This window comes from Gallalistipes aquisgranensis (assembly GCF_014982715.1).
Classification (GTDB): domain Bacteria; phylum Bacteroidota; class Bacteroidia; order Bacteroidales; family Rikenellaceae; genus Gallalistipes; species Gallalistipes aquisgranensis.
Genome location: NZ_JADCJY010000001.1, coordinates 1,048,562 through 1,070,172, shown reverse-complemented (window position 1 = coordinate 1,070,172; position 21,611 = coordinate 1,048,562). Strand labels below are relative to the sequence as shown.

The following is a 21,611-nucleotide window of genomic DNA, read 5'->3' as shown; positions in this document are numbered from 1 at the left end:
AGCTTCTCCTTCAATTTTCGGCAAAGGTAACGGTTTTGTCCGGATTTGAGGGGATAAATTGTTATCTTTGCATGAAAATAAACGAACCGGAACATGGCCAATACACCGAGTAACATTCCCGAGAAAACGATCGAACGCCTGAGCGAATATCGCCGGACGCTACGGGCCAGTCACGAACAGGGTATTACCCATATCTTTTCGCACGTGCTGGCGGGTATTCACGGCATCACCGCCGTGCAGGTGAGACGCGACCTGATGCTGATCGGTTTCTCGAGCGACACGAAGAAGGGATACGACGTGGAGGTGCTGATTGACTTCATTTCGTCGATTCTGGACAGCAGGAACATGCAGCACATCGCCGTCATCGGCATGGGGCACCTGGGGCAGGCACTGACCAAATATTTCAACGGCAAGAATTTGAAGCTGAAAATCGTGGCCGCTTTCGATGTCGATCCGGAGAAGGTGGGCCATACGGTGGACGACATCCCCTGCTATCATATGGATGAATTCGAACAGCGGGTGCAGGAGCACGACATCAATATGGTGGTGCTGTCGTCTCCCACGAACGTGGCTTCGGAGCTGGTGGTCCCGATCATCAATGCAGGGATTAAAGGGGTGCTCAATTTCACGTCCAAACCGCTCAATTTTCCCCGGGGTATCGTCGTGGAAAATTACGACATCACCACTTTGTTGGAAAAGGTCGCCTATTTCGTGAAGGAAAACGAAGAGAACAATCAGTGATACGCATCTGGTATGGCTTCGACGAATTGCCTGCACTGCGAAATCCCGTAGTGACGGTAGGTTCCTATGACGGAGTGCACACCGGCCACCGCCGGTTGCTGGAGCGGATCGTCCGTTTGGCGCAGGAACAGGACGGGGAAAGTATCGTGGTTACTTTCTCCCCGCATCCGCGGGCTGTGCTGGGTAATCGGGGAGAGCGCGTGGCGCTGCTCAGTTCCCTGAAAGAAAAGGCTCTGTTGCTTGAGGCGGCGGGAATCGGCAATCTGATCGTGGCTGAATTCACGAAAGAATTCAGCCGGATACCCTCGGATATTTTTGTAACGGATTACCTGCTGGGGCGGATCGGGGCCCGGACATTGGTCGTGGGGTATAACCATCATTTCGGACATAATCAGGAGGGAAACTTCGAATTCCTTCGCCGCCTGCAACGGGAGAAAGATTTTTCGATCTATGAAATTCCCCGTCAGGAAGTGGACCGGGACAAAGTCAGTTCGACCGTCATACGTCGTTTGATACGGGCGGGAAAAATGGAAAAGGCGAACCGACTGCTCGGGCACGCCTACACCTTGATCGTGCAGACGGATGAGCGAGGGGAGATGGTGCCGGATGATCCCGATAAACTGCTTCCTCCTCCCGGAGAGTACCCTGTGACGGTCGGCGGCCGGAACGAAATGTTGACGGTCGCCGCAGACGGTCGGCTGTCCTTTCGGGAAAGGCCGGAAAGCGGTGAGATGCTGATCTGTTTCGAATAGTATCCATTTTCAAAAACAGGTGAGTCGGTGTCTTCGGTTTACCTTAATATGTTCTGGCCGTACATGAGGATGTGTGGGGCACTGTGTACCATAAACGAATGTGAGTCCAATTACGGTGGCAGAAGTATATGGCTCAAAATCTGCGGTAAAACCCAGTTCTGCATTCTGTATATAGAAAAAGTATTGATGCAAATGAATCGAAAGCCGTGTCGGAAAACGAATGTTAATCGTCGAAATCCTGTATAAAAAGATCCGCCCGTCACGGAATTTAGCGATAATATTACTATCTTTGCCCCAATCTAAAACAATCATTATGTCTTTTCTTACCGACAAAATCCAAGCGGAAGGGCTGACGTTCGACGATGTCCTTCTGATTCCTGCCTATTCGGAAGTTCTGCCGCGTACGGTGGATATTTCGTCCCGCTTTTCCCGCAATATCGTACTGAACACTCCGATCGTGTCGGCTGCCATGGATACGGTGACGGAGGCGGAAATGGCGATCGCGCTGGCCCGCGAGGGCGGTATCGGCGTAATTCATAAGAATATGTCGATTGAAGCTCAGGCAGCCCATGTGCGTAAGGTGAAACGAGCCGAAAACGGAATGATCTACGATCCGATCACGATCGGCAAGGAAAACACGGTGGGAGATGCCCTGCAGTTGATGAAGGAGAACAAGATCGGCGGTATCCCGGTTATTACGGAGGACAAGACGCTGATCGGTATCGTGACCAACCGGGACTTGCGTTTTCAGCGCGACATGTCGCGTCCGATCGCCGAAGTGATGACCTGCGAAGGGCTGATTACGACGCACAATCCCGATCTGCAGACGGCATCGGACATCCTGTTGCAGAACAAGATCGAAAAACTGCCCGTGATTGACGATAAGGGCAAGCTCGTGGGGCTTCTGACCTATAAGGACATTACGAAAGTCCGGGCCAATCCGAATGCCTGCAAGGACAGCAAGGGACGTCTGCGGGTGGCGGCTGGAGTGGGTGTCACTAAGGATACGATGGATCGCGTGGCTGCCTTGTACGAGGCGCATGTGGACGCTATTGTAATAGACTCGGCCCACGGACACACCAAAGGAATTGTCGAAGTGCTGAAAAAGGTGAAGGCTACCTATCCGGATCTGGACGTGGTGGCCGGCAATATCGCTACGGGCGAGGGGGCCAAATTCCTCGTGGATGCCGGTGCGGATGGCGTGAAAGTCGGTATAGGGCCCGGCTCGATCTGTACGACCCGAGTGATCGCTGGTATCGGCGTACCCCAACTGTCGGCCATATACGATGCGGCCAAGGCCATCAAAGGGAGCGGTGCGACGGTTATTGCAGACGGAGGACTGCGTTATTCGGGCGATGTGGTGAAGGCTCTCGCCGCAGGCGGCGATTCGGTGATGGCCGGCTCTCTGTTCGCCGGTGTCGAGGAGTCGCCCGGCGAGACGATCATCTACAACGGACGGAAATTCAAATCCTATCGCGGCATGGGGTCGTTGGAAGCCATGCAGTGTGGATCAAAAGACCGCTATTTCCAGGATATGGAAGCCGACATTAAGAAACTGGTGCCGGAAGGGATTGCTGCGAGGGTTCCCTACAAAGGCACGCTCAAAGAGGTGGTTTATCAGTTGGTCGGAGGACTCCGGGCCGGTATGGGCTACTGCGGGGCTCCCGATATAGCGACTCTGAAGGAGGCCCGGTTCATCCGGATCACCAATTCGGGCATGCAGGAGAGCCATCCTCACGACGTGGCGATCACGCGGGAGGCGCCTAATTACAGCCGGGGAGAGTAAAACGGTTTCGGAGCGCTTTTTGCGCTCCGTTTTTTTCGACAAAAAATGAGACGATGATAACACGTGATATTCAGATTCGGGTACGGTATAAGGAGACCGATGCGATGGGATTCGTTCACCATTCCAACTACGTGAATTACTACGAAGTGGCGCGTACGGAAATGTTGCGTGAATTCGGAACGTCTTACAAGGAGCTGGAGGACGAGGGTGTGATGCTGCCCGTCATGGAAGTGTCCATGAAATATCTCCGTCCGGCTCATTACGACGACCTGCTGACCGTGCGGATCACGCTCTCCCAGCTTCCGACGGTCAGAATGGTGTTCGACCATGAGGTGTATAACCAGAACGGGGAGTTGCTCAATACGGGACGGGTAGTGCTTGCGTTCATGAACAGCGTGACCCGGCATGCCTGCAGGGCACCGAGATGGTTCATCGATTTGCTCGCCAGTCATATCTGACGGGACGATGTTCAATGGAAAGCGGCTTGCCTGATAAGGGTGGGCCGCTTTCTTTGTGTCATGTCACCGGCAGTCGGACCGGAGAAAAAGAAGATTTTGTCGGTGTCCGTGTCAAAATGTCAGATTTCGTGCGGTGGCACATTAATTGATGACTGGAAGTGTCGGAATAAAATCAAAACGATATAAAATGAAAGAGATGCAAAACGGTAAAATCGGCGTAACAACGGAGAACATCTTCCCGATCATCAAAAAATTCCTTTACTCGGACCATGAAATTTTCCTGCGGGAACTGGTCTCCAATGCGGTGGATGCGACCCAGAAATTGAAAACCCTCTTTTCGATGGGGGATTTCAAAGGGGATTTGGGCGACCTCACGATCCATGTTTCGCTCGACAAGGAGAAAAAGACCCTGACTATTTCCGACCGGGGTATCGGCATGACAGCCGAAGAGGTGGAGAAGTACATCAATCAGATCGCGTTTTCCGGTGCCGAGGAGTTCATGGCCAAATACAAGGACCAAAGCATTATCGGACATTTCGGCCTCGGTTTCTATTCGGCGTTCATGGTGGCCGACAAGGTGGAAGTGCGTACACGTTCCTATAAGGATGGTTCCGAAACGGTCCTTTGGAGTTGCGAGGGTACTCCCGAATATTCGCTTCAGACACTGGAGGAAGAGGACAAGCAACGGGGCAGGGGAACCGACATCGTTCTCTATCTGTCGGAAGAGAATGCCGAATTCGCAGACGACGGACGTATCCGTACCATGCTGCGCAAATATTGCCGGTTCTTGCCCGTCCCGATCGCTTTCGGCAAGGTGAAGGAGTGGAAAGACGGCAAGTATGTGGAGACGGAGAAGGACGATATCATCAACGACACCGATCCTCTCTGGGTGCGCAAGCCGGGTGACATTACTCCCGAACAGTATGTGCAGTTTTACCATGAACTCTATCCTACGGCGGAGGACCCTCTATTCTACATTCATCTGAATATCGACTATCCGTTCAACCTGACCGGTATTCTTTATTTTCCGAAAATCAGGAACAACTTCGAAATTCAGAAAAATAAGATACAGTTGTACAGCAATCAGGTGTATGTGACCGATTCCGTGGAAGGAATCGTCCCCGAGTTTCTGACATTGCTGCATGGTGTGATCGACTCTCCAGACATTCCGCTGAACGTATCGAGAAGCTATCTTCAGAGCGACAGCAATGTGAAAAAGATTTCGAGCTACATCACCCGGAAAGTGGCGGATCGTCTGCAGGAAATTTTCAACACCCAACGGACCGAGTTCGAGAGCAAATGGGACGACCTGAAGATCTTTATCCAATACGGGGTGGTGACCGACGAGAAATTCGCGGAAAAGGCCGCCGACTTTATCCTGCTGAAAAACACGGAAGGAAAGTATTTCACGTTGAAAGAATACAACGAACTGGTGAAGGAGAACCAGACCGACAAAAACGGTACGGTCGTCTATCTCTATACCAATGACAAGGTAGGCAAACACAGTTTCGTGGAGGCGGCACGGAGCAAGGGATACGATGTTTTGGTCATGGACGGTCAGTTGGACGGACATTTCATCAATTGGTTCGAGCACAAGAACGAGGGTACCCGTTTTACGCGGGTAGATGCCGATGTCATTGAAAAGTTGATTCAGAAAGAGAGCAATTTGACAATGACTTTGAGCACGGACCAGCAGGAGCTGCTGCGTCCTGTATTCGAATCTCAGTTGCCTTCCGACGACAAGGTGCATTATACGATCACGTTCGAAGCCATGGAGGCCGGGGAACCGCCTGTGGTTATCACCCAGAACGAGTACATGCGCCGGATGAAGGATATGGCTGCGATGGGAGGCGACGGTATGAGCCAGTTCTACGGACAGATGCCGGACAATTTTACGATTGCGGTCAACGGCAACCATCCGTTGGTAATCGACATTTTAGGTGAGGTGGAAAAAGAGTACGGAGACAAACTCAAGTCCATCACAAAGAAGATTGATGCCGCTCAGAAAGAGCAGGCGCGTATCAGCGAATCTGTCAAGGAAAAGAAAGAGAGCGACATGAGCGAAGAGGAGAAGAAGTCGTTGCAGGAGGCCGATCAGAAGGTGGATGCACTGCGCGGAGAGCGCAACGACAGGCTGAAAGAGATCGGTTCCCGGAACAATCTGGTAAAACAGTTGATAGACCTGGCTCTGCTTTCGAACGGCATGCTGAAAGGAGAGAACCTGACCAGTTTCATTCGCCGGAGCGTAGAGTTGATCGGCAAATAATTACGCGGGGGATATCCGATAGAAAAGGAGGCTACGACGTAGCCTCCTTTTCTGTTTCTGCTCGGTATGTGTTGTTATTTGACATACATTTTGCAGGTAGTAGACCATGATCCTTTCGGCGGAACGGCCGTGAAACCCGTTACCTCTTTCGGCAGTTTCAGGTTAGGGGCGTTGATCGCCCAACTCATCGGTTCGGGGCAGGCCCAGTCCACACCGCCCCGGTTATTCCAGAATGTCCAGTGCTTGATCTGGTCGTCCACTTCATAGAAGAGGCGCAGACCGCTTTTCGTGTCGGTCATGACGGCCCCGTGGTAAGGTTTCCCGTCGACTTCGATCGGCTCGGCCGTCATGTGGACTTCGAGGGTTTTGCCCACAGGTTTCATGCCTTCGGGCGTACGCAAACGCCACACATCCTCGTCCTCTTCCAGGGGAACCAGCTCTCCCGTCGGCAGCAGGCGTTCGGACAGAATCCATTTTTTGCCGACCGACATCCTCAGCCGGTAATCGTCTTTGTTCCCGCCCGGGATGAACGGCACATTGATGGGAGTATGGTATCCCATGCCCAACGGCATTTCCATATCGTCGAGATTGACGAAAGTGACCGTGTGCTCCAGCCCTTCGTCCGTGAGCCGGAAAGCCATGCGGCATTCGAAATTATGCGGGAAACAGAAGAAAACCCCGTCATTGAAAAGATTCGAGAAAAATACCGCTTCCACGAAGATCTTTCCGTCATGTTCTTCGCACCGGGTCACTGTGAAAGGCTGGCTCTTGATATAGCCGTGATGGTGGTTGTGCTGGTCGGGGATTGTGATGGGATAGTGGTAGGTATGCCCGTTATAAGTGTAGGTGCCGTCCTCGATCCGATTGGGCGGCAGCAGCAGGGGCAGACCGTAGACCTGGGGATGGGCCTTGAAATGTTCGACCTCTTCCGGCTTGGGCGTGCGTACGAAATCGACGTTTTTGACCTTGTTATACAACCGCACCAGATTGGCTCCCATTTCGGGAAGCAACAGTGCTTCATAAACGGCCGTTTCCATTTTGACGGCGGCAAAGCCGTTCCATTCGATTTTCCGGATCATTTTAGGGTATGTTTGGGGTTAGAGCAGATTTTTGATTTTTGCTTCCAGAACGTCTTTCGAACAGGCGCCGACCTGCTTGTCCACCACTTCGCCTCCCTTGATGAAGAGCAGGGTGGGGATATTGCGGATGGAATATCGAGTGGCGACGGCGTCGTTTTCGTCCACATCGCATTTGCCGATCACCACACGTCCTTCGTACTCGGCGGCCAGTTCATCCACCAAAGGGGCCACCATGCGGCAGGGACCGCACCATTCGGCCCAGAAGTCGATCACCACGGGTTTGTCGGAAGCAAGAATGTCGTTCAAATTGTCTTTCGTAATGCTGAGTGCCATTTTTAAAATGTTTTGAGTATGATTATTCAGTTGGTTTACATCAGTGTGTAACGGAAATTGTTCTCCTCGCAGTACCGGATCAGATCGCCTGTCAGATTCACTTTCATGGTTTTGGAATAGAGCCCCAGGGAAACGTCCGACTCCGGGTCGACCACCTTGACACGGAACATGATGTTTCCCTGCGAAGTTTTGACCTTTTCGCTCAGGCTGTCCACCAAATCCTGAGTGATCTCCTGCACGGGAAGCGTGAGGGTCATTTCCCGTACCAAGGTCTCCTGTGCTTCGGAAAGTTGCATCATGGAAGTGATTTTCAGTTCGAATTCCTTGTCGTTCCACATTTTGGGCTTCACCTTTCCCCGGATGAGCAGGTAATAGTCGTTGTAGAGGTAACGGCGGAAATTCTCGTAATCTTTGTCAAATAACACGAACTGGTAGGACCCGTTGTAGTCTTCCAGCGTAAACCGGCCGAACGGCTTGCCGTTCTTGGTCATCAGGTGTTGCACGCCGGTCACCATGCCTGCGGCCACCACGTCTTTCCCGTTCAGGTGCGACAACTCCTCCAGCTCCGAAAGGGGCGTGTTGCAGAAATTGCGGATCAGCACGGAATAATCGTCCAGCGGATGAGAGGAGAGATAGATTCCGATCATCTCCTTCTCTTTGTTCAGCGTCTCGAGTTTGTTCCATTCCGGACATACCGGAGGCTGGGGTTTCTGTATATCCACGGAACCGGAGTCGCCGCCGAAAAGGCTCTGCTGCGAGTTGCTTTTTTCTGCCTGCACGCGGCTGCCGTAGCGCATCAGCATCTCCATGAAAGTGGGGTCTCCCTCCCGGCCGTCCGTACAGAAGAATTTGCTGCGGTGGAATCCCGACAGCGAATCGAAAGCTCCGGCCAGCGCAAGGTTTTCCATCGTTTTCTTATTTACAGACTGCAAATTCACACGCTCCACGAAGTCGTAAACGGAGGTGAACGGACCGTTCGCCTTGCGTTCCTGCACGATGTTCATTACGGCGCCTTCGCCGACCCCCTTCACTGCTGCCAGACCGAACCGCACGTTGCCGTCGCTGTCGGTCGAAAAGCGTTGCAGGCTCTTGTTGACGTCGGGCCCCAACACGGAAATCCCCATCCGTTTGCACTCGTCCATGAAGAAACTGATTTTCTTGATGTCCGAGAGGTTCCGGCTCAGCAGGGCCGCCATGAACTCGGAAGGGTAGTGGGCTTTCAGGTAAGCCGTCTGATAGGATACGTATGCATAGCACGTGGAGTGCGACTTGTTGAAAGCGTACGATGCGAACGCCTCCCAGTCGCCCCATATCTTTTCGCAGATCTTCGGATCGTGTCCCTTGGCTTTGGCTCCTTCGATGAATTTGGGTTTCATCTTGTCCAGTACGTCGCGTTTCTTCTTTCCCATAGCCTTGCGCAGCGTATCGGCCTGGCCTCCTGTGAAACCGGCCAGTTTTTGGGAGAGAAGCATCACCTGTTCCTGATAGACCGTAATGCCGTAGGTATCCTGCAGATATTCCTCCATATCGGGAATTTCGTAGGTCACTTTCTCGACTCCGTGTTTCCGGTTGATGAAGTTCGGAATATACTCCATGGGGCCCGGACGGTACAAGGCGTTCATGGCGATCAGGTCTTCGAACCGGTTGGGTTTCAGGTTGCGCAGATGCTTTTTCATGCCGGGGGACTCGAACTGGAACAAGCCCGTGGTTTCCCCCCGGCTGTAAAGTTCGTAGGTTTTGGCATCGTCCAGCGGGATCGAGTCTATGTCGAGTTTGAAGCCTTTGGCAATCTCGATATTTTCAAGCGCATCCTTGATGATGGAGAGGGTTTTAAGGCCCAGGAAGTCCATTTTGATCAATCCGACGCTCTCGACCTGCTTTCCTTCATACTGCACGACGTTCAGGTCGGCATCTTTGGCGATGGCCATCGGAGCGAACTTTTCCAGGTCGTCCTGCCCGATAATGACACCGCACGCATGTACGCCCGTCTGACGGACAGAGCCCTCCAGTTTCTCCGCATATTTGAGCGTATCTCGGATCAACTGGTTGGGCGACTCTTTCTCTTTGGCAAGTTCGGGGACTTCCTGGAAAGCCTGCTTGAAGCTAGTCCCCGGCTTTTCCGGCACGAGTTTGGCCAGCCGGTCGCTCTCCTGCAGGGGCAGTCGCTGTACGCGGGCCACGTCGCGGATCGCCATCTTGGGGGCCATCGTTCCGAACGTGATGATCTGGGCGACCCGTTTGCTTCCGTATTTTTCCACCACGTAGTGAAGCACGTCGGCACGACCGTCCTCGTCGAAGTCCACATCGACATCGGGAAGAGATATACGCTCCGGGTTCAGGAAACGCTCGAACAGCAGGTCGTATTTCATCGGGTCGATATTGGTGATACGCAGACAGTAGGCGACGACCGATCCCGCGGCGGAACCACGGCCGGGACCGACCGATACCCCCATTTCGCGGGCGGCCCGGATGAAATCCCATACGATCAGGAAGTATCCCGGAAAACCCATCCATTCGATGGTTTTCAACTCGTATTTCAGCCGTTCGTCCACTTCGGTGCTCAATTCCTCTCCGTAGCGTTCGTGCGCACCCCTGTAAGTGAGCCATTTCAGATAACAGAACTGCTTGGCCACCATCAATTTGTCTTCCAGCCCAGTCTCCCGGGCCACATCAGCGAGTTTGTCGATGGTGTCGGCCGATGCGATTCGGGCCAGCACGGCTTCGTCTTCCAACTTCTTGACAAACGACTCTTTCAGGGGCTCCAGTTCCACCACGAAATTGTCGGGCGGCGGGAAATTGGGCATCAGCGGCTTATGTTCCAGCGAATAGCTTTCAACCTTGTCCGCGATCTCGAGCGTCGTCTCCAGTGCCTCTGGCGTGTCCGGAAACAAGGCCGCCATCTCCTCGGGTGTTTTCAGATACTCCTGGAACGTATAACGCATCCTGTTCGGATCGTCCAGATCGCGCCCCGTATTGAGGCAGATCAGGCGGTCATGGGCCGGGGCATCATCGGCCATGACGAAATGCACGTCGTTCGAAACGATGTATTTCACCTGGTGGCGGGCAGCCAGCTCCAGCAACACCTTATTCACCTTCAGCTGGTTCTGGTAAACATGCTGGTCGATACGGGGCTCCCCGGATTTATGCAGTTGCATTTCGAGGTAATAATCCTCTCCGAAAATACCTTTGAACTCCTTCACGATGGCATCGGCCTCGTCCAGTCGGTCGTGCATGATGGCTTGAGGCAGTTCGCCTCCCAGGCAGGCCGAGCAGCAGATCAGCCCTTCGTGGAACTGGTGGAGCAATGTCTTGTCGATGCGGGGCTTGTAATAGAAACCTTCCGTCCACGAGTAAGAGACGATCTTCACCAGATTGTGATAGCCCTCGAGGTTCTTGGCCAGCAGGATCAGGTGGTCGCCAGCCTTTTCATCCTTATCCTTTTCGAAACGGTTCTTCACGACATAGACTTCGCAGCCGAGAATCGGTTTAATGCCCTCTTTTTCGGCCGTATCGTGAAACTCCTTGACCCCGAACATGTTTCCGTGGTCGGTAATGGCCAGGGCCGGCATGCCGAGCTCTTTGGCCCGTTTTATGATGCCTTTGATAGGGGAGGCTCCGTCCAGAATGGAGTATTGTGTATGTACATGCAGATGAACGAATTGCGGCATACGACGATTATTTGTTGACTTCGGATGTAAAGATAACGAAAAATTCGGGTCGATTCGCGGCCTCCGTATTGCAATTTATCAACATCTTTTTTCTATATTTATAGAGAAATTTAAAACCAGCCGTTATGGATACTTCGAAAGTGGTAATGCTTATGCGTTTCAATCAACTCGGCCGGGCCGAGATCATGAAAGGTCTGTTGGAGTCGAACGGTATCGAATGTTCGCTGGTCGGCGAAACCATTCAGTCCGTGCTGCCGTCGATCACGGGAGGCGGATCACCCATCCAGCTGATGGTGGCCGAAAAAGACATGGAGAGAGCCCGTAAGGTACTGGCGGCCAAATTCGATGTGGACGAATTCGAGACGGAAACGGGTACGAAACCCCGAAAGAAGACCTGCGCCTCGAAATCTTGTAAAAACAAGGAGTAGAGACCTATCGGGTCCATATCTCCCACGACTTTTCGGCCTGTCCGACCAGCATGTCGTAGCCGTTTTTTATGGCGGCACCGTGAGTCTGACCCTGTGAGAGAAACCGGGTGAGGGGGGGGTTGTAGACCAGGTCGAAAAGACAATGCCGGGACGTAAGGAGATCGTAGGGAATAGCCGGAGCGGATTCCGTATCGGGAAACGTGCCGAGCGGGGTGGTGTTTACGATCAACAGATGTCGTTCCATCACTTCCGGTGAGAGTTCTCCATAGGTCAGATTGCCCGATCGCTTGGTCCGGGAAACTTCCACAAAGGGCATTTGCAAACGGGATAATACGAATTTCACCGCTTTCGAAGCTCCTCCGCTGCCCAACACGAGGGCGGCGGGCCGCTCCCCTCCGATCAGTGTCAGCAGGGAACTTTCGAAACCGTATATGTCGGCATTATAACCGGTCAGTTTCCCATTTTCGATCCGTACGCAGTTAACGGCTCCGACACGGGCTGCCTCCTCATCCAACTTGTCCAGATAAGGGATAATCTGCTCTTTATAGGGGATGGTGACATTGAAACCGCATAGTTCCGGATGACTGCGGATCAATGTCGGAAGCAGGTCGATCCGCTCCAGCGGAAAATTACGGTACAATGCATCTGAGTGCAGAGACGAGAGCTTGGCAGCGAAATATTTTTCCGAAAAGGAGTGCCCTAGCGGGTATCCGATCAATCCGTAAAGTCGGGCCATATCTATCTGTCGGCGTTTGGTGTGTTTTTCATGCGTTTCCCGATCTGTTCGATCCCCCAGATCAGCAGAAATCCTGCGGCGCACATGACAATCGCTTCCCAAAATAACGGATCGGAGCCTGTGAGGGAGGCGTATCCGGAAGGCAGAACGTTCGCCTCCATAAGGGGGTGTTCCGTCCCGTGCGAATCTGTATAGGTGGAAAGAACCTGTTTCCAGGGCCATACTTTATTGAGCGAACCGATCATGAAGCCCGTGAGCAGGGCGATGGTCATGTTGTGGTGGTTACGCAGCAGCCAGGAAAGGAAGTGGGAGAAACTGATGATCCCTGCCGCCGCTCCGATGACAAAGAGCAGGATGATTCCGATCCTTAGATTGGCTACCGCATCCATGATGTACATGTATTTGCCAAGCAACAGCAGGATAAAAGCCCCGGAGATCCCGGGCAAGATCATGGCGCAGATAGCGATGGCACCCGAGAGCATGACGAACCACCATGTATCGGGCGTCGATGCAGGGGAGAGGGCCGTGATCAGGTAAGCCGCTGCGATACCGGCCAGCAGGGAGATGACGCTTCCTGTCCGCCAGCGGGTCACCTCCTTGGAAACCAACAGGGACGATGCGATGATCAGTCCGAAAAAGAACGACCAGATGTAGATCGGATGATTTTCGAGCAGATAGGTCATCAGACGGGCCAGCGAGAAGATCGAGACGGCGATTCCCGCTATGACCGATGCCAGGAAATTTCCGTTGATTTTGCCCCAGAACTTTCCTAATTTCAGCGTGAATAAGTATTTGACGGCCTCCATGTCGAAGCTCCGGATCGACTCGATCAGTTCTCCGTAAATGCCCGATATGAAAGCGATCGTACCGCCCGATACGCCGGGGACCACATCGGCGGCTCCCATGGCACAGCCTTTCAATACGAGCAGGATATGATTCGTGTTCTTCATTGAATGTTCCGAATTTTCGGACAAATATACGATTTTTGATGGAGGGGGCAAGGACCCTCTCCGTTAAATTATCTGAAAAAGCCGGCCTCTGAAAGGACCGGCTTTGTCTCGACCGCAAAAAAAGTGGTGATCCCTTACAACTTTTCGAACTCATCATCGACCGACAAGGTTTCCCCGGGCAATTCGCCGTCTTGCTGTCCGGCGAAAAATTCCGGCTTATGTTCCTTGATGAAATTCACGACCTCATCCAGTCCGTCGGCGAATTTGGCGAAATCCTCTTTGTACAGATAAATTTTGTGTTTGTCGAAAAAGAAATTCCCGTCCTTGCCCAGTTTCTTACGGCTCTCGGTGATGGTCAGGAAATAATCGTCGTTGCGGGTGGCCTTCACATCAAAAAAATAAGTGCGCCGGCCAGCGCGTACGGCTTTCGAATAGACCTCCTCGCCCCCTTCCGCATCATTCTCTTTCTTTAGATCAAAATCTGCCATGTCTGTTTAAAATTTCATTATTAGGATGTAGTTGTAGAACAAATATAATAAAAAAATAACAACCGCAAACATAGTCGCGGTTGTTATTTTCGCCGGTAAAACAGGAGAATATCGGTCAAATATCCCCGATTCCGTCCGTTTCAGGCGTTTTGTCCCAGTTTCGGAGTACGTCGAGCGCACGCTCCAGTTCAGGATCGTTTTCCGAATTGATGATCCTGAAATATTCGGTCATATTCCACATTTTCTGCGCGATGAGGGCTTTGATCTGAAGGGCGATCGCCTGTTCCGAAGTTTTAAGCCCGGCCGGATCGGGAGAGACATCTCTCTTTTCGCCGAGCGCAACGAGTTGCTGCAGCATTTCAGGCGTAACGGTAAACGAAGACTGAAACTTTTCGAAAGTGGGGTAGGCCCTTTGCAATTCGGCTCTGTGTTTATCCAGATACTGGATTACGAACTCGGAAATGACTCCCCGGCGAACCAGTTTCGACCAATATTGCGAATAACCCGTCGTATCCAAAGGTACATAGATGTCGGGGTATATTCCGCCGCCACCGTACACGGGACGGCCGCTGCGAAGTGTGGTATAACGCAGGGAATCGACAGCTTTAAGCGAATCCGTACCGTTCTCGAACCGTTTGGCGAAAGCCTCGTAGTAGGCCTGCTGGTTTCCTTTTTCGAAAGGTCGCTGAATGACGCGTCCCGTTGGCGTATGATAGCGGGCTACGGTAATACGTACGGCGGAACCGTCGATCAGCGGGAACTGGCGCTGCACCAGGCCCTTTCCGAAACTGCGGCGGCCGATAACGACTCCCCGGTCCCAGTCCTGTATGGCTCCGGCCACGATTTCGCTGGCCGAAGCGGACGATTCGTCTATCAGTACGACCACTTTGCCTTTACGATAGGCACCGTCTGCCCGCGCGGAAAATCGTTCGGGGGGTACGAGACGTCCTTCCGTAGAGACGATCGTTGCACCCTCCGGAAGGAAAAAGTTTCCGAGTTTGACCGCCTGGTCCAGAAAACCGCCTCCGTTTCCCCGCAGATCGAGAATCAGTGCGTCGATTTCCCCCATTTTCCCGAATGCCTCCTCGACCTCTTTCATCGTGGTGGCGGCAAAACGGTTCACCTTGATATACCCCGTCTTGTCATCGATTTTGTATGCCGCATCGACCGTATTGATCGGGATATCGTCCCGCGTGATACGGAAACTGATCGGGGTCGTTTCCCCTCTGCGCAGCACCTCGATCTCCACCACCGATCCCTTGGGACCCCGGAGCACTTTGGGAACCCGAGCCTGTTTGATTCCGATCACCGACTCCCCGTCCACCGCGACGATCCGGTCGTTCGGCAGAACGCCGACCTTTTCGGAAGGACCTCCCGCAACGGTATTCACTACGAGCAATGTGTCGTTCAATACATTGAATTCCACTCCGATGCCGCTGAAACTTCCCTGAAACGACTCCTCGACCGGCACCATGTCCTCTGCCGACACATAGGCCGAATGGGGGTCCAGTTCCGAAAGAATCTTCTTGATAGCGTCCTCGATCAGCCTCTCGTTATTGATCGTGTCAACATACGCACCGTTCAGATAGCGGTAAAACTGGTTGAATTTCTGGAGCTGCAACGTGGGGTCCGTTCCCGCATGACGGGGCGTTCGCTGAGCCAGACAACACAACGGTAAGATGCAAAGGATGATGAGGATGCGTTTCATTATGCAAGGTGTTTGGCGAGCTCGCCGAACGGGATTTTTTCCTGTTCGCCGCTACGCATGTTTTTCAGTGTTAGGCACCCGGAAGAGAGCTCTTCGCTGCCGATGATGGCCACGAAGGGAATTCCCCGCCGGTTAGCATATTCCATCTGCTTCTTCATTTTTCCGTTTTCGGGATAGATTTCGGCTGCGATCCCCGACTTACGCACTTCGGCCAACAACCGGAGCGAGGCGAGCTCCTCGTCTCCCCCGAGATTGAGGAAAATGACCCGGGTGGAAAGGTCGGCCTCTTCCGGAAAGAGATTCAGCCCTGTCAGCACGTCGTATATGCGGTCTGCTCCGAATGAAATACCGACTCCCGAAGTGTTGGGCATGCCGAAAATTCCCGTAAGATCGTCGTAGCGGCCGCCTCCGCAGATGCTTCCGATGGCGAAATCCTTCGCTTTCACTTCGAAGATGGCTCCCGTGTAATAATTCAATCCCCGTGCCAGGGACAGATCAAGTTCCACCTCCAGTTCCGTACCGAGCGATTCCGTATATCCGAAAATGGTACGCATCTCTCCGATCCCTTTCAGGCCGGTTTCCGACCCGCCGATGATCGTCTCCAATAAATTCAGTTTCTGCTCGTTCGAACCGGACAACTTCAGTATCGGTTCGAGTTTGGCTATCGCTTCCTCTCCGATACCTTTGGAAAGAAGTTCCGCATTGACATTCTCCAGTCCGATTTTGTCCAGTTTGTCGATGGCTACCGTAATATCCATCATCTTGTCCGCATAGCCGATACTCTCGGCTATGCCATACAGGATTTTGCGATTGTTCATCTTCAGCACTACTCGAATGCCGAGGCGGCCGAATACCTCTTCGACGATCTGGATCAGCTCGACTTCGTTGGTCAGACTGCGGCTGCCGATAATATCCACGTCGCACTGGTAAAACTCGCGGTAACGTCCCTTTTGCGGCCGGTCGGCCCGCCACACGGGCTGCACCTGGTAACGCCGGAACGGAAACGAAATCTCTCCTTGGTGTTGCACCACGTACCGGGCGAAAGGCACCGTCAGATCGTAACGCAACCCTTTTTCGCAAATCCGTGTGGCCAGCGCATTGGGATGGGAAAGCTGTTCCGGGGTGATCTTCTCCGTGAAGTCTCCGGAGTTAAGTATCTTGAAAAGAAGTTTGTCACCTTCGTCTCCGTACTTCCCCAGCAGGGTAGACAGATTCTCCATGGCAGGAGTCTCCAGCGGAAGGAATCCGAAATTGCGGAACACGCTTTTGATCGTGTCGAACATATAGGTACGCCGGATCATTTCAGCAGGCGAAAAGTCACGGGTCCCTTTGGGGATGGATGGTTTTTGAGCAGACATTTTTTATGTGGTATTGAACGTTTCGGTCATAAGGACACGACTGAAAGAACTCCTGATTATGAATCAGGAGTTTCCTTCGTTCATGCCTTTATGCCATCAGTTTTTTGTATTTTACGCGATGGGGCGTCGTGTCGCCCATCTGTTTTTTTCGCTCCTCGTATTCGCTGTAACTTCCCTCGAAAAAGACTACCTGCGAGTCGCCTTCGAACGAAAGAATGTGTGTGGCGATACGGTCGAGGAACCATCGGTCGTGGGAAATTACTACGGCACAGCCGGCAAAGTTTTCCAACCCTTCCTCCAGGGCGCGCAGTGTGTTGACATCCACATCGTTGGTCGGCTCGTCCAGCAGCAGTACATTACCTTGTTCCTTCAGTGCCAGCGCCAAATGGAGCCGGTTGCGTTCACCACCCGACAGCATGCCGCACTTCTTTTCCTGATCGGCACCCGAAAAGTTGAAGCGGGCGACGTAGGCCCGTGCATTGACCGTCCGGTTCCCGAGGGTAATGATGTCGCTGTTCTCGGAAATCACTTCATAGACCGTTTTTTCCGGGTCGATCGACTTGTGCTGCTGGTCCACATAGGCCAGCTTTACCGTTTCGCCTACCTTGAATTCGCCCGAAGTGGGTTTTTCGAGCCCCATGATCATCCGGAACAGCGTGGTTTTCCCCGTTCCGTTGGGACCGATCACCCCTACGATGCCGGCGGGAGGGAGGGTGAAATTGAGATTCTCATACAGAAGCCGGTCCCCGAACGCTTTGCTCACGTTTTTCGCTTCGATCACCACATCGCCCAGGCGGGGACCGTTGGGAATATAGATTTCCAGTTTCTCCTCCTTCTGCTTGGCATCCTCGTTCAGCATTCTGTCGTAAGAGGCCAGACGGGCCTTGCTCTTGGCCTGGCGTCCCTTGGGGTTCATCCGTACCCACTCCAGTTCGCGTTCGAGCGTCTTGCGGCGTTTGCTCTCCTGTTTCTCTTCGAGGGCCAGGCGGTTCGATTTCTGCTCCAGCCAGCTGGAATAGTTGCCTTTCCAGGGAATGCCCTCTCCCCGGTCGAGTTCCAGAATCCATCCTGCCACGTGATCGAGGAAATAGCGGTCGTGGGTGACGGCGATCACCGTACCCTTGTATTGTTGGAGATGCTGTTCCAGCCAGTCCACGCTTTCCGCATCAAGGTGGTTGGTCGGCTCGTCCAACAGCAACACGTCGGGCTGCTGCAACAACAGGCGGCAAAGAGCTACCCGGCGACGTTCGCCTCCGGAGAGATGCTTGACCGGGGTGTCGGGGTCGGGGCAGCGCAGGGCATCCATCGCCCGGTCAAGCACGCTGTCCAGTTCCCAGCCGCTCTTCTGTTCGATCAGTTCGGTCAGTTCCCCCTGCCGTTCGATCAGTTTGTTCATCTGATCGTCGTCCATGGGTTCCATGAATTTGGTATTCACCTCTTCATACTCCTTGAGCAGAGCGACCACATCGGCGCATCCTTCCTGAACGACCTCTTTTACGGTCTTCGTGTCGTCCAGTTTCGGTTCCTGTTCCAGATATCCCACCGAATAACCGGGGGAGAAAACCACTTCCCCCTGATAGTTTTTGTCTATTCCGGCGATGATCTTCATCAGGGTCGATTTTCCAGAGCCGTTCAGTCCGATGATACCTATTTTTGCTCCGTAGAAGAAAGAGAGATAGATGTTGTTGAGAACCTTTTTCTGGTTGGTGAAGGTCTTGCTGACGCCCACCATCGAGAATATGATCTTTTCGTCTGCCATGTTTCGTTTTGGGTTGTTATGGGTTAATGTTCCGCAAATTTACTCTTTTTTTCCGTTTTCCATACCTTCGAGGTGTATCTCCAGTGCCCGTACCGAGATCAGAATCTCCCGGATCGAGATGCCGAGCGAAACGATCAGCGAGATCAGGGCCGCAGCGAAGATGTAGACAGCCGCCATCTGCCACCCCACGTAAATGAAGAAAGTGCATACTACGCAGAGAAACAGGCTGAAGATGCCGAGTATTTGCATGCTTCGGGTGAGATACAGCCTTTTTTTGAGGTTCTTGATCTGATGGAGCACCTCGCGGCTGGGCGTTTTGCGGTACTCCGCGGATATGTTGCGGATCACCTGTGCGTAGGAGAGGAACCGGTTAGTGTAGGCCAGCATGATGAGCGAAATGGCCGAAAAGAGGATCGACGGAGTGGCCAGAGTGAGTTCTTCCATGACTTGTGTTCGTTTCCCGCAAAGATAGGCATAACTTATAAGACCATAAAAACAAATGATAGGGAAAACGGGTTGGAATATTTTGCATTTTTGTTATCTTTGTTGACATAAAAAGTTACGAACCAGCTAAAAATTCAAAAAGATGGGAAAAAGCGTTAAAGGAACCAGAACCGAACAGAACCTGCTGAAATCGTTCGCAGGTGAGTCGCAGGCCCGCAGCCGTTACACTTTCTTCGCCAGCGTGGCAAAGAAGGAGGGCTTCGAACAGATCGCAGGTGTGTTTATGGAGACGGCCGAGCAGGAGAAGGAGCACGCCAAGAAATTTTTCAAATACCTTGAAGGCGGCATGGTCGAAATTACGGCATCCTATCCGGCCGGAGTGATCGGCACCACCGCCGAAAACCTGAAGGCTGCGGCTGAAGGTGAAAACGAGGAGTGGGCCGAGCTCTATCCCGAATTCGCCAAGGTGGCCGAGGAGGAGGGGTTTCCCGCCATTGCTGCGACGTTCCGTAATGTAGCCAAAGTGGAAGCAGAGCACGAGGCCCGTTACCGCAAGCTGCTTGCCAGGGTAGAGGAAGACAAGGTGTTCGAGCGCGACGAAGAGATCGAGTGGCAATGCCGTAATTGCGGGTATGTCCACAAAGGGAAAACGGCGCCCCAGTCATGCCCGGCCTGCGCCCATCCCCAGGCCTATTTCGAACCCAAGAAAGAAAACTACTGACAGGGAAATTCGATGAAAGAAAAACTGCCGGAATATCCGGCAGTTTTTTATTTTTTCAGAAAATCGTCTCTGAGCGGCGTGAATACGTCCAACAGCGTGCCAGCTTCCAGACAGACGACCCCGTGTGTGGCATCGGGTTCCGCATAGAAACCGTCGCCGGGTCCCAACGTGCGGGTCTCCCCGTTCGATGAGACCTCGAATAGGCCGTTTACAACGTAACTCACCTGGGTGTGATAGTGCGTATGAGGCGTGCCGACCGCCCCCTTTTCGAACCGGACCTTTACCATCATGACCTGCCCGTCGTAACCCATGATTTGACGCCGGACACCTTCGCCGGCCGGCTCCCACGGCAACTCGTTCTCGATCAGAAATGTTTGGCTTCGTGTTTTCATTGCTTCCTGCTTTTGTCGGATTGCCGTTCGTCGGAATCCGGGACGAATTTAATCATTTTTCGTTTCCCGACCGCTTTGTGCCTTTGACAAAACGGAAGGCGACCGGTTCTTTTTGACGGATTCGTGCTTATCTTTGCGGGCCGCCGGTCCGGCAGAAAATTACACCGCACATTCCGTTATCATGAACAACGTCAAAGGTCTTTTGTTCGCAATCGTGTCGTCGGCTACCTTCGGGCTGGTACCCCTGTTTTCCATTCCCCTGCTGAAGGCGGGAGTCGGGACCCCGACCATTTTGTTCTACCGGATGGGAATCGCCGCATTGCTGATGGGGTTGATCGCCAGGGGCACGCATCGCAGACTGAAAATCGGCTTCAAGGATATGATGATCTTTCTGGCGCTCGGAGGCCTGTATGCAGCCACCTCGCTCTGGCTGCTGATGTCCTACGAATTTATACCCAGCGGAATGGCGACCACCATCCATTTTCTCTATCCGTTGGTGGTCACGCTGGTTATGATTCTTTTTTTCCGGGAGAAATGTTCCTTGTGGCTGATCGTCGCAGCCGTCCTGTCGGTTGCCGGAGTTGCCCTGCTGAGCTGGGGCGAAGAGGATTCCTCTGCTACGTTCAGAGGAATTTCGATGGTGCTCGTCACGGTCGTCACCTACGCCTGCTATATCGTCGGTGTCAACAAAACGAGAGTCGTCCGGATGGATTCCGTTGTGCTGACTTTCTATGTGTTGCTTTCCGCTGCGACGATGTTCCTGGTTTATGCTGCGACGACCACGGGAATCGAAAGGCTGCCGAGTTTCCGCCTGGCGGGAGATGCCTTGTTGCTGGCATTGCTGCCTACAGTCGTCTCCAACCTCGCCCTGGTGCTGGCCGTCAAAAATATCGGATCGACCATGACTGCCATTTTGGGATCAATGGAACCTCTGACCGCCATTCTGGTCGGGGTGTTCTATTTCGGCGAAACTTTCGGAACGCTTTCGGCGGCAGGACTTTGCTTGATCGTTACGGCGGTAATCATCGTTATACTGCATTCGAAATCCCGAACGGCGAAGTGAGTAGATTTTGCCGGCCGGATGGAAAACTCCGTCGATTTAGTATATTTGTTCCGGAATCGGGTAAGGTTAAATTCACCAAAAGAGTAATGAAATATGGAGTGGATCGAAAACCATAATCTGTCCGGACTTGTGATCGGAATCTGCACGTTTCTTATCATCGGGCTTTTTCATCCGGCGGTGATCAAGGCCGAATACTACTGGGGAACACGTTCATGGTGGCTTTTTCTCCTGTCGGGTATCGTCGGAATCGCGGCTTCCTTAGCGTGTCGCCATGTTGTGGCATCCACGATTTTCGGTGTGTTCGCTTTCTCTTCCTTCTGGTCGATCAAGGAGATTTTCGACCAGGAAAAACGGGTGAGAAAAGGATGGTTTCCGCGCAATCCCCGGCGGAGGTACGGATGGGACGAAGAGCGCGAACCGGGAAAGTCCGGCCGGACGCGTCCGGCCCGGAAAGGGCAATAAAAAATCCCGTCGGAAGGGA

General features: G+C 52.9%; 20 protein-coding genes. 9 read left to right on the top strand and 11 right to left on the bottom strand.

Features of this window, described 5'->3' with window-relative positions:
• The first annotated feature begins 93 nt into the window (after nucleotides 1-93).
• The 5 genes from INF32_RS04085 to htpG all read left to right on the top strand — a co-directional run bounded on the left by INF32_RS04085 (nucleotide 94) and on the right by htpG (nucleotide 6,003).
• Entirely contained in the window at nucleotides 94-741 is a 648-nt protein-coding gene (locus tag INF32_RS04085; protein ID WP_226387134.1) for a redox-sensing transcriptional repressor Rex, read from the top strand.
• A complete protein-coding gene (locus INF32_RS04080) occupies nucleotides 738-1,493 on the top strand; it encodes an adenylyltransferase/cytidyltransferase family protein (RefSeq protein WP_226387133.1) in 756 nt (251 codons plus the stop codon). Before INF32_RS04085 ends, INF32_RS04080 begins: the two co-directional genes overlap by 4 nt.
• Nucleotides 1,494-1,806: 313 nt before the next feature.
• Complete coding sequence (guaB, locus tag INF32_RS04075; RefSeq protein ID WP_226387132.1) at nucleotides 1,807-3,279, top strand: IMP dehydrogenase; 1,473 nt, start codon at nucleotides 1,807-1,809, stop codon at nucleotides 3,277-3,279.
• A gap of 53 nt (nucleotides 3,280-3,332) precedes the next feature.
• Complete coding sequence (locus tag INF32_RS04070; RefSeq protein ID WP_226387131.1) at nucleotides 3,333-3,737, top strand: acyl-CoA thioesterase; 405 nt, start codon at nucleotides 3,333-3,335, stop codon at nucleotides 3,735-3,737.
• 196 nt (nucleotides 3,738-3,933) lie between these two features.
• Entirely contained in the window at nucleotides 3,934-6,003 is a 2,070-nt protein-coding gene (gene htpG / locus INF32_RS04065) for a molecular chaperone HtpG (RefSeq protein WP_226388099.1), read from the top strand.
• Between the two features lie 74 nt (nucleotides 6,004-6,077).
• On the opposite strand, the gene INF32_RS04060 is transcribed toward htpG, so the two are convergent.
• Genes INF32_RS04060 through dnaE form a run of 3 tightly spaced genes read right to left on the bottom strand, consistent with a single transcriptional unit; the run spans nucleotide 6,078 to nucleotide 11,083 of the window.
• On the bottom strand, nucleotides 6,078-7,082 hold the full coding sequence (locus INF32_RS04060; RefSeq protein ID WP_226387130.1) for an aldose 1-epimerase: 1,005 nt from the start codon (nucleotides 7,080-7,082) through the stop codon (nucleotides 6,078-6,080).
• 18 nt (nucleotides 7,083-7,100) lie between these two features.
• Entirely contained in the window at nucleotides 7,101-7,415 is a 315-nt protein-coding gene (gene trxA, locus INF32_RS04055; protein ID WP_226387129.1) for a thioredoxin, read from the bottom strand.
• 35 nt (nucleotides 7,416-7,450) lie between these two features.
• Complete coding sequence (gene dnaE / locus INF32_RS04050) at nucleotides 7,451-11,083, bottom strand: DNA polymerase III subunit alpha (RefSeq protein WP_226387128.1); 3,633 nt, start codon at nucleotides 11,081-11,083, stop codon at nucleotides 7,451-7,453.
• Nucleotides 11,084-11,208: 125 nt separating this feature from the next.
• Here dnaE and INF32_RS04045 point away from each other — a divergent pair, with 125 nt between their 5' ends.
• Nucleotides 11,209-11,511 (top strand): putative signal transducing protein, encoded by a 303-nt coding sequence (locus tag INF32_RS04045; protein WP_226387127.1) that lies wholly within the window; start codon nucleotides 11,209-11,211, stop codon nucleotides 11,509-11,511.
• Between the two features lie 4 nt (nucleotides 11,512-11,515).
• On the opposite strand, the gene INF32_RS04040 is transcribed toward INF32_RS04045, so the two are convergent.
• The 7 genes from INF32_RS04040 to INF32_RS04010 all read right to left on the bottom strand — a co-directional run bounded on the left by INF32_RS04040 (nucleotide 11,516) and on the right by INF32_RS04010 (nucleotide 18,954).
• Nucleotides 11,516-12,247 carry a shikimate dehydrogenase family protein gene (locus INF32_RS04040; protein ID WP_226387126.1) on the bottom strand — a complete coding sequence of 244 codons (732 nt, stop codon included), beginning with the start codon at nucleotides 12,245-12,247 and terminating at the stop codon, nucleotides 11,516-11,518.
• Between the two features lie 2 nt (nucleotides 12,248-12,249).
• Nucleotides 12,250-13,197, bottom strand: coding sequence for a DUF368 domain-containing protein (locus tag INF32_RS04035; protein WP_226387125.1), 948 nt, complete (start codon nucleotides 13,195-13,197; stop codon nucleotides 12,250-12,252).
• 134 nt (nucleotides 13,198-13,331) lie between these two features.
• Nucleotides 13,332-13,685, bottom strand: a complete 354-nt coding sequence (locus tag INF32_RS04030) for a DUF3276 family protein (RefSeq protein WP_226387124.1) — start codon at nucleotides 13,683-13,685, stop codon at nucleotides 13,332-13,334.
• Nucleotides 13,686-13,800: 115 nt separating this feature from the next.
• Entirely contained in the window at nucleotides 13,801-15,393 is a 1,593-nt protein-coding gene (locus INF32_RS04025) for a S41 family peptidase (protein ID WP_226387123.1), read from the bottom strand.
• On the bottom strand, nucleotides 15,393-16,751 hold the full coding sequence (gene hisS / locus INF32_RS04020; RefSeq protein ID WP_226387122.1) for a histidine--tRNA ligase: 1,359 nt from the start codon (nucleotides 16,749-16,751) through the stop codon (nucleotides 15,393-15,395). The genes INF32_RS04025 and hisS overlap by 1 nt, the downstream gene beginning before the upstream one ends.
• 88 nt (nucleotides 16,752-16,839) lie before the next feature.
• Nucleotides 16,840-18,510 carry an energy-dependent translational throttle protein EttA gene (gene ettA, locus INF32_RS04015; protein ID WP_226387121.1) on the bottom strand — a complete coding sequence of 557 codons (1,671 nt, stop codon included), beginning with the start codon at nucleotides 18,508-18,510 and terminating at the stop codon, nucleotides 16,840-16,842.
• Nucleotides 18,511-18,549: 39 nt separating this feature from the next.
• The gene (locus INF32_RS04010) at nucleotides 18,550-18,954 is read right to left on the bottom strand and encodes a DUF2721 domain-containing protein (protein WP_226387120.1); all 405 of its coding nucleotides are present in this window, start codon (nucleotides 18,952-18,954) and stop codon (nucleotides 18,550-18,552) included.
• Between the two features lie 142 nt (nucleotides 18,955-19,096).
• Between INF32_RS04010 and rbr the strand changes: the two genes are divergently transcribed.
• Nucleotides 19,097-19,675, top strand: coding sequence for a rubrerythrin (rbr, locus tag INF32_RS04005; protein WP_226387119.1), 579 nt, complete (start codon nucleotides 19,097-19,099; stop codon nucleotides 19,673-19,675).
• Between the two features lie 47 nt (nucleotides 19,676-19,722).
• Here rbr and INF32_RS04000 read toward each other — a convergent pair whose 3' ends face one another.
• Nucleotides 19,723-20,067, bottom strand: coding sequence for a cupin domain-containing protein (locus INF32_RS04000; protein WP_226387118.1), 345 nt, complete (start codon nucleotides 20,065-20,067; stop codon nucleotides 19,723-19,725).
• A 181-nt stretch (nucleotides 20,068-20,248) separates the two neighbouring features.
• Here INF32_RS04000 and INF32_RS03995 point away from each other — a divergent pair, with 181 nt between their 5' ends.
• Together INF32_RS03995 and INF32_RS03990 are read left to right on the top strand one after the other, a co-directional pair.
• A complete protein-coding gene (locus INF32_RS03995) occupies nucleotides 20,249-21,130 on the top strand; it encodes an EamA family transporter (RefSeq protein ID WP_226387117.1) in 882 nt (293 codons plus the stop codon).
• A gap of 93 nt (nucleotides 21,131-21,223) precedes the next feature.
• Complete coding sequence (locus INF32_RS03990) at nucleotides 21,224-21,592, top strand: DUF4491 family protein (protein ID WP_226387116.1); 369 nt, start codon at nucleotides 21,224-21,226, stop codon at nucleotides 21,590-21,592.
• Nucleotides 21,593-21,611 lie beyond the last annotated feature (19 nt).